Origin of the sequence: Halomonas sp. B23F22_20, assembly GCF_043496985.1 — a bacterium.
GTDB lineage: Bacteria > Pseudomonadota > Gammaproteobacteria > Pseudomonadales > Halomonadaceae > Halomonas.
This window is the reverse complement of the sequence record NZ_JBIEKH010000082.1, coordinates 1-739: the sequence shown is the minus strand read 5'-3', so window position 1 is coordinate 739 and position 739 is coordinate 1. Positions and strand designations below refer to the sequence as shown.

Here is a 739-nt window from a genome sequence, read left to right as displayed (position 1 = left end):
ATTCGCTGGAACAGCGCTGGAAGATAGAGCGGAAAACGTGTGCTGTTGGCCATGCAACATCAGATCAGAAATAGCCGCAGTACGCAGTTGCGCATGTCCCGTTAACCATGACTTACCACCTGGCACCCGAATCTCATCGCGGCTGTAATTCGGCAACTCACTGCGCGGCACCTCCGCACAAAGGGATCCCATTGTTCAAGTGGCGGGCACCACTCAGGTAAACAGCGTCGTCTGGCCATTCAGCTACCCCCAAGGGAGACAGCTGAATGACCAGACGTTGCGGGACGAAGGGAGGGGCCAACTCACCAGGTTGGCCTTGGAGCAAGGAGCCTCGTATCCCCTCAGTAGCAATACAGTGCATGCATCGAGGCAAGCGCGGGGATGCTCCCTCACACGAGGCGTTGGGAGCTTAGGCATCGGGCCAGGAAGGCCCAAAGGGCGCTGCATGATGACCGAACGCAGCCAACGGGGTTCGAGAGCTATTATTGAGCTCTGTCCGTTGGTGGTCAAGGAGATACGCCCGATCAACGCTTCGCAGCGGCCTTCCCTTTCCCCCGTTGGCGACGTTTCTTCTTGCCGCCGGCATCAACCCTACCCTTGCAGTCGGGGTAACGCCGGCAGGAATAGAAGGAACCGTAGTCCCCCTTGCGCAACCGCGTTCTCCCCCCACACTCCGGGCAGGGAGGTGTTTCCTCCACCGGGAGGTTGAGCGTGGCCTGAGAGGCTTGCTGTACCAGAC

The 739-nt window shown here is 59.4% G+C and carries 1 protein-coding gene; it reads right to left on the bottom strand.

The genetic code is table 11. The features are described from left to right. Positions 1 to 524 precede the first annotated feature (524 nt). On the bottom strand, positions 525 to 698 hold the full coding sequence (locus ACGTN6_RS20665; RefSeq protein ID WP_394594946.1) for a topoisomerase DNA-binding C4 zinc finger domain-containing protein: 174 nt from the start codon (positions 696 to 698) through the stop codon (positions 525 to 527). Between the last annotated feature and the right edge of the window lie 41 nt (positions 699 to 739).